Annotated in this window: 8 protein-coding genes; 6 read left to right on the top strand and 2 right to left on the bottom strand. The window is 71.1% G+C overall.

Annotated features, from left to right (window positions below; translation table 11 throughout):
• Positions 1–84: 84 nt before the first annotated feature.
• The gene (mutT, locus tag VB737_RS13415) at positions 85–1,269 is read left to right on the top strand and encodes an 8-oxo-dGTP diphosphatase MutT (RefSeq protein WP_500313676.1); all 1,185 of its coding nucleotides are present in this window, start codon (positions 85–87) and stop codon (positions 1,267–1,269) included.
• Here the strand turns inward: mutT and tsaE are convergent.
• Positions 1,214–1,735: a tRNA (adenosine(37)-N6)-threonylcarbamoyltransferase complex ATPase subunit type 1 TsaE gene (gene tsaE, locus VB737_RS13410; protein WP_500313674.1), complete on the bottom strand. Its 522-nt coding sequence runs from the start codon at positions 1,733–1,735 to the stop codon at positions 1,214–1,216. The genes mutT and tsaE overlap by 56 nt on opposite strands.
• Before the next feature lie 91 nt (positions 1,736–1,826).
• Here tsaE and ahcY point away from each other — a divergent pair, with 91 nt between their 5' ends.
• Complete coding sequence (gene ahcY, locus VB737_RS13405; RefSeq protein ID WP_500313672.1) at positions 1,827–3,269, top strand: adenosylhomocysteinase; 1,443 nt, start codon at positions 1,827–1,829, stop codon at positions 3,267–3,269.
• A gap of 74 nt (positions 3,270–3,343) precedes the next feature.
• Positions 3,344–4,000 (top strand): DedA family protein, encoded by a 657-nt coding sequence (locus VB737_RS13400; protein ID WP_500313671.1) that lies wholly within the window; start codon positions 3,344–3,346, stop codon positions 3,998–4,000.
• Between the two features lie 140 nt (positions 4,001–4,140).
• Here the strand turns inward: VB737_RS13400 and VB737_RS13395 are convergent, their stop codons facing one another.
• Positions 4,141–4,536 (bottom strand): single-stranded DNA-binding protein, encoded by a 396-nt coding sequence (locus VB737_RS13395; protein WP_216920242.1) that lies wholly within the window; start codon positions 4,534–4,536, stop codon positions 4,141–4,143.
• Between the two features lie 159 nt (positions 4,537–4,695).
• Here VB737_RS13395 and VB737_RS13390 point away from each other — a divergent pair, with 159 nt between their 5' ends.
• From VB737_RS13390 to VB737_RS13380, 3 genes are read left to right on the top strand one after another with little or no spacing between them, the layout of a single operon-like run.
• A complete protein-coding gene (locus VB737_RS13390; protein WP_216920256.1) occupies positions 4,696–5,742 on the top strand; it encodes a rod shape-determining protein in 1,047 nt (348 codons plus the stop codon).
• Positions 5,743–5,746: 4 nt separating this feature from the next.
• Positions 5,747–6,487 carry a rod shape-determining protein MreC gene (gene mreC, locus VB737_RS13385; RefSeq protein ID WP_500313669.1) on the top strand — a complete coding sequence of 247 codons (741 nt, stop codon included), beginning with the start codon at positions 5,747–5,749 and terminating at the stop codon, positions 6,485–6,487.
• On the top strand, positions 6,487–7,098 hold the full coding sequence (locus VB737_RS13380; RefSeq protein WP_500313668.1) for a rod shape-determining protein MreD: 612 nt from the start codon (positions 6,487–6,489) through the stop codon (positions 7,096–7,098). The genes mreC and VB737_RS13380 overlap by 1 nt, the downstream gene beginning before the upstream one ends.
• The last annotated feature ends 84 nt before the right edge of the window (positions 7,099–7,182 follow it).

Raw genomic sequence — 7,182 nt, 5'->3', positions numbered from 1 at the left:
CCGCTGCCCAGGGGGCCGGGCAGGGGGCTGGGGCCGGCGGCGGGCAGGGCAACGTGTCCCTCTCCAGCGGCCGACCCCGTCCGGGTGGGTTCCTCTAAATCGCGGCCCCCGCAGCTTCCGGGCCCGGCCGAGCCCCTCCGGGCCGATCTGCTCGCCTGGTGGGAGCGGGACGGCCGCCACCACATCCCCTGGAAGCTTCACCCCGACGGCTCCCGGCCCGGGCCGGGGGAGCCCCTGGCCGCCTACGGGGTGTGGGTCGCCGAGGTGATGCTGCAACAGACCCAGCTGGCGGTGGTGCTGCCCTATTGGCACCGCTGGATGGCGGCCTTCCCGCACCTAGAAGCCCTCGCCGCCGCCAGCGAGCACGACGTGTTGATGCTCTGGCAGGGCCTGGGCTACTACGCCCGGGCCCGCCGTCTGCACGCGGGGGCGCGGCAGCTCGTCGCCGGCGCCCAGCCATCGCTTGCCGGCAGCGGTGACCCCTGGCCGCGCAGCCTCGAGGGCTGGATGGCCCTGCCGGGCATCGGCCGCAGCACCGCCGGCAGCATCCTCTCCTCCGCCTTCGATCAGCCCTTCGCGATCCTCGACGGCAACGTCCAGCGGGTGCTGGCCCGGCTGGTGGCCCACCCGGTGTCGCCGAAGCGGGAGCTGGCCGGGTTCTGGCGGCTCAGCGAGACCCTGCTCGACCCGCAGCGGCCCCGCGCCTTCAACCAGGCCCTGATGGACCTGGGTGCCGGCGGGTGCACCCCCCGCCAGCCCTCCTGCGGCACCTGCCCGTGGCAGCCGCACTGTGCTGCCTACGCTGCCGGCGACCCCGGCCGCTTCCCCGTGAAGGACACCCCCCCGCCCGTGCCGTTCCAGGTGATCGGGGTGGGGGTGGTGTCGGACGCTGCGGGCAGGGTGCTGATCGACCAGCGGCTCCCGGAGGGCCTGCTCGGGGGCCTGTGGGAGTTTCCGGGGGGCAAGCAGGAGCCGGGGGAGGCGATCGAGGCGACGATCCGGCGGGAGCTGCGCGAGGAGCTGGCCATCGAGGTGACGGTGGGGGAGGAGCTGATCACCCTCGAGCACGCCTACAGCCACAAGCGGCTGCGCTTCGTGGTGCATCTCTGCCGCTGGCTGGCGGGGGAGCCGCAGCCGCTGGCCTCCCAGCAGGTGCGCTGGGTGGCGCCGGATGAGCTCGCCAGCTACCCCTTTCCGGCCGCCAATGCCCGCATCATCGCGGCGCTGGAGGCAAGGGTCGCGGCGGGGTCAAGCCTGGCGGCGGGGTGATCCGGGCCAGCCGGCCCTCGCCATCCTCCGGGTGGCTCAACGCCACCTCCCAGGCTCCTTCCGGCCGGAAGCTGAGCCGCTCGGGCCACTCCACCGCCAGCACGGCGCCAAGGCCGCGGGCGTCCTCCTCCTCCTGGGCGAACAGTTCATCGGCCGCGGCGCCCGGCTCCAGCCGGTAGAGATCCAGGTGCACCAAGGCCGTGGTGCCGGCGTCGGAGCCGGTGTCGGTGTCGTAGTGCTGGGCCAGGGCGAAGGTGGGGCTGGTGACCGGCTCGGCGATGCCCAGGGCGGCCGCCAGCCCCTGCACCAGGGACGTCTTGCCGGCGCCGAGCTCCCCCCGCAGCAGCAGCAGGGCGCCGTCCCCGTCAGCGGCCGCGAGCAGCTGCGACGCCAGTCGCCGCCCCAGGGCGTCGGTGGCGGCGGGGTCCGCCAGATGGCACACCTCGGTCGCGTCAGCGGATTCCATCGATGTAGATTGCTCCCCAGCGAGCCCGAAGCCTCGGCGTCTCTGCAGATATTTCCACTTCTTCGTCCTCCCCTTGGGGAGCTTCCCATTCATGGTGGCAACACCTTCCAGCCCTGAGGCTGCCTTCGCTGGCCTTCAGGCGACCGGTTCCTATGTGATCGCCGATCTCGGCCTGTCCGACTGGGGCCGCAAGGAACTGGCGATCGCCGAAACCGAGATGCCCGGCCTGATGGCCCTGCGCGAGAAGTTCGGCGCCGAGCAGCCCCTGAAGGGCGCCCGGATCGCCGGCAGCCTGCACATGACGATCCAGACCGCCGTTCTGATCGAGACCCTGGTGGCCCTCGGCGCCGAGGTGCGCTGGGCCTCCTGCAACATCTTCTCCACCCAGGACCACGCCGCCGCCGCCATCGCCGCCGCCGGCATCCCCGTGTTCGCCTACAAGGGTGAAACGCTGGATGAGTACTGGGCCTTCACCCACCGCATCCTCGAGTGGGGCGACGGCGGCACCCCCAACATGATCCTCGACGACGGTGGCGATGCCACCGGCTTGGTGGTGCTCGGCAGCAAGGCCGAGAAGGATCTCTCGGTGCTCGACAACCCCTCCAGCGAGGAGGAGGTGGCCCTGTTCAACTCCATCCGCCAGAAACTGGCGGTGCAGCCGGGCTTCTACTCCCGCATCTACGCCAACATCCAGGGCGTCACCGAGGAGACCACCACCGGAGTGGCCCGTCTGTACCAGATGCAGAAGAGCGGTGAGCTGCCCTTCCCGGCCATCAACGTCAACGATTCGGTCACCAAGAGCAAGTTCGACAACCTCTACGGCTGCCGCGAATCGCTGGTCGACAGCATCAAGCGCGCCACCGACGTGATGGTGGCCGGCAAGGTGGCCCTGGTGCTGGGCTACGGCGACGTGGGCAAGGGTTCGGCCCAGTCCCTGCGCGGGCTCGGCGCCACGGTGATGATCGCCGAAATCGATCCGATCTGCGCCCTGCAGGCCGCCATGGAGGGCTACCGCGTCGTGCGTCTTGAGGACGTGGTGGCGGATGTGGACATCTTCGTGACCGCCACCGGCAACTACCAGGTGATCCGCCACGAGCACCTGCTCGCCATGAAGAACCAGGCGATCGTCTGCAACATCGGCCATTTCGACAACGAGATCGATGTGGCGTCCCTCAAGCAGTACGCCTGGGAGACCATCAAGCCCCAGGTGGATCACGTGATCCTGCCCAGCGGCAACCGGATCATCCTGCTGGCCGAGGGCCGTCTGGTGAACCTGGGCTGCGGCACCGGCCACCCCAGCTTCGTGATGAGCAACTCCTTCACCAACCAGGTGCTGGCCCAGATCGAGCTGTTCACCAAGGGTGACCAGTACGGCAAGGAGGTCTACGTGCTGCCCAAGCACCTCGACGAGATGGTGGCCCGCCTGCACCTCGACCGGATCGGCGCCCGGCTCACCGAGCTCACCCCCGAGCAGGCGGCCTACATCGCCGTGCCCGTGGAAGGCCCCTACAAGCTCGACCACTACCGCTACTGAGCGGCGACGGCCCGGCGCTGCTGTCAGCGTCCGGGCCGTCGTGGAAGACTGGCGCCTCAGATCCGGCTGGCCCGATGGCGATCGAACTGGTCCAGAAGCTGCCCGAGATGATCGGCGCGGCGGTGGAGGCCAATCCGGCGGCGGGCTATGGCGCGATCTTCGCGGCCATGTTCCTGGAGAACCTGTTCCCCCCGATTCCCTCCGAGCTGATCATGCCGCTCGGGGGGTTTTTCGTGCACCAGGGCAAGCTCTCCCTGGTGCCGGTGGTGCTGGCCGGCCTGCTGGGCACCGTGCTCGGCGCCCTGCCCTGGTACGGCATCGGCCGGCTGGTGAACGAGGAGCGCATCGAGCACTGGCTGGAGCGCCACGGCCGCTGGATCGGCATCAGCCCCCAGGAGCTGCGCCGCAGCCGCCGCTGGTTCAGCCGCCATGGCACGGCCCTGGTGTTCTGGGGCCGGCTGGTGCCCGGCATCCGCACCCTGATCTCGGTGCCCGCCGGCATCGAGATGATGCCGATGGCGCCCTTCCTGCTCTGGACCACTGCCGGCAGCCTGATCTGGACCCTGCTGCTGACCCTGGCGGGCCTGGCCCTGGGGGAGGGTTACACGAATGTGGAGCGCTGGATCGAGCCGGCCGCCCGGGTGGTGAAGGTGCTGCTGCTGCTGGCGGTGCTAGCGGGGGCCGTGTGGCTGGGGCTGCGGATCTGGACGCAGAGCCGCCAGCGCCCCTGACCCAGGGCCTGCAGGGACTCCGGCCCGGCCCCGGACAGTAAAAAAGGCGCCCCGGGGGGCGCCTTCTCTGGCTTCGGACGCTTGATAACCCGGCTGGGCCACTGGCACAAGCCCCCCGGCCCCAATCCGGGCCCGCAGGCTCAGAACGGCACCTCCTCCTCGCTGGGCTCGCCGCCGCCGAAACCGCCCCCGAAGCTGCCGCCGCCGCCGCCCTCGGCGTCCCGCTTGCTGCCCAGCAGCTCCAGCCGATCGACGCGGATCACCGGCTTGCTGCGCTCCTCACCGCTGGCCCGGTCGGTCCAGCGGTCGAGCTTGAACGAGCCGATGATGCCGATCAGGGCACCCTTGCGGACGTAGTCGGCGGCCACCTGGGCCTGCTTGCCCCAGATCTCCAGGTTGAACCAGTCGGGCTCGTCGTCGCGGCTGCGGCGGTTCACCGCCAGGGTGAGGTTGGCGACCATGCTGCCGGATTCGAAGTAGCGGACCTCCGGGTCGCGGCCGGCTCTGCCGACGAGGGTGATGGAATTGACGCCCATGGCGTGCTCCTGGAACGAATGGATCAATGATGCGGCACCCCGATCGGGGGCCTCTCCCTTTCCGTTCCACCCTTCGTCCCGGTTGTCACACCAGCCGGCGCGGCAGGGGGCTGTCGGGAATGCCCCCCCTATGATTCACCGCTGCCAGAGGCCTTGCCCGTGTTCTTCCGCCGCTTCCAGTTCTCCCGCGACATCGGCATCGATCTGGGGACGGCCAACACACTGATGTACGTCTCGGGCAAGGGGATCGTGCTGCAGGAGCCCTCCGTGGTGGCGATCGATCTGGAGCGCGGCACCCCCCTGGCGGTGGGCGAGGAGGCCAAGCTGATGCTGGGCCGCACCCCCGGCAACATCCGGGCGATCCGGCCCCTGCGCGACGGCGTCATCGCCGACTTCGACGCCGCCGAGCAGATGATCAAGAGCTTCATCCAGAAGGGCAACGAAGGCCGCGGCGTGATCGCCCCGCGCCTGGTGATCGGCATCCCCAGCGGCGTCACCGGCGTCGAGCGCCGCGCCGTGCATCAGGCCGGCCTGGCCGGGGCCAGGCAGGTGCACCTGATCGATGAGCCCGTGGCGGCCGCCATCGGCGCCGGCCTGCCGGTGACCGATCCGGTGGGCACCATGATCGTCGACATCGGCGGCGGCACCACCGAGGTGGCCGTGCTGAGCCTGGGCGGCACCGTGCTGAGCGAGTCGGTGCGGGTGGCCGGCGATGAACTCAGCGACGCCATCAGCGTCTATCTCAAGAAGGTCCACAACCTGGTGGTGGGCGAGCGCACCGCCGAGGACATCAAGATCCGCATCGGCTCCGCCTTCCCCGACGACGGCCACGACGAGACCTCCATGGACGTGCGGGGTCTGCACCTGCTCTCCGGCCTGCCGCGCACGATCAACATCCGGGCCGGCGACATCCGCGAAGCCATGGCCGAGCCGCTCAACGTGATCGTCGAGGCGGTCAAGCGCACCCTGGAGCGCACCCCACCCGAACTGGCGGCCGACATCGTCGACCGGGGGATCATGCTCGCCGGCGGCGGTGCCCTGGTGCGGGGCATCTGCGACCTGATCAGCCACGAGACCGGCATCCTCACCCACGTGGCCGAAGACCCCCTGCTCTGTGTGGTCAACGGCTGCGGCATGGTCCTGGAGGACTACAGCCGGCTCGAGCGCGTGCTCGACACCCCTGAATTCGCCCGTATGACGGCCTGAGTCGATGCCGGCTTGGCGCTGGCTCCGCTTCGTCCAAGGCTCCTCCCTGCGACGCCTCCTGCCCTGGCTGCTGGTGCTGCTGGCGCTCGTGGCCGTGCGTCTCAGCAAGGGGGCGATGCTCACCGACGCCTACGCCTTCCTCAGCCGGCCCTTCTGGCCGGGGACGGCCCAGGCGGAGTGGCTGCGGTCGGCCCGCCGGGTGGAGGACGGGGCCCGTCTCTCGCAGCTGGAGCGGGACAACCAGCGGCTGCGCTCGCTCCTGGACCTGCAGCAGAAGAATCCCAACCGGGTGACCGCGCCGGTGATCTCCCGGGATGGCTCCGGGTGGTGGCGGCAGCTGCTGCTCGGCCAGGGGGCCCTCAGCGGCATCCGCGCCGGCCAGGCGGTGCTCGGCCCCGGCGGCCTGGTCGGCCTGGTGGGCAGCGTCACCCCCAGCACCGCCAGCGTCACCCTGCTCACCGATCCCAGCAGCCGGGTCGGGGTCTGGGTGGGGCGCACCCAGCACCACGGCCTGCTCACCGGCATCGGCACCGCCCGGCCCCTGCTGCGCTTCCTGGAGAAGGATCCCCAGGCCCGCCCCGGTGACGTGGTGGTGACCTCCCCCGCCAGCACCCTGGTGCCGCCCAACCTGCCGGTGGGCGTGATCCAGTCCATGGACGCCAATGCCGATCCGGCGCCGGAGGCGGTGGTGCAGCTGATCGCGCCGGTGTCGGCCCTCGACTGGGTGCAGGTGCAGGTGCGCTGATGGATCTGCTCACCCGGCAGCCCCTGCTCGCCGCCTCGGTTCTGCTGGCGCCGCTGCTCGTCCTGGCCGCGCCCGGCTGGCTGGCCCTCGATGGCGTCGGTCCCTGCTGGGCGGTGCTGTGGCTGCTGCCATGGGCGCTGAGCGACGGCCCCTTCTCGGGCGCCTGCGCCGGCCTGGCCCTGGGGCTGCTGCTGGATGCCCTCCACCCCGGCGGCGTCACCCAGATCCCGGCACTGCTGCTGCTGGGCTGGTGGTGGGGGCGGATGGGACGGCGGGCGGCGCCGATCCAGCGCAGCTTCAGCCTCGGCCTGCTGGCCCTGATCGGCACGGCCCTGCTGGGCCTGACCCTGATGCTGCAGTGGGGGATCCTTGACTGGATCGGCACCCGGGACGCGCTCCAGCAGGCGGGACCGCTGGCCGGCCGCAGCGCCGAGGAGCTGGGGGTGAATCCGGCCCTGCTGGCCCTGCCGGGCTGGCGCTGGGATGATCTGGCGGGATCCGGCCTGCGGGTTCTGCTCGCCCAGACCCTGCTCACGGCCCTGCTCGCCCCGATGCTCTGCTCCCTGCAACTGCTGCTCTGGCGGCAACTGGGCTCCGGCTGGCGCCGCTAGGCCATGGCCAGAATCTCCCCCCGCTCCAGCCGGCCGTCCCGCCTGCCCCGCCGCCAGGCCCTGCGGTTGCTGGCGGCCCCGTTC

Source organism: Synechococcus sp. BA-120 BA3, from assembly GCF_034931285.1.
GTDB lineage: Bacteria > Cyanobacteriota > Cyanobacteriia > PCC-6307 > Cyanobiaceae > Cyanobium.
Note: the sequence above shows the minus strand (reverse complement) of the source record. Positions and strands in the feature narration are given on the sequence as shown.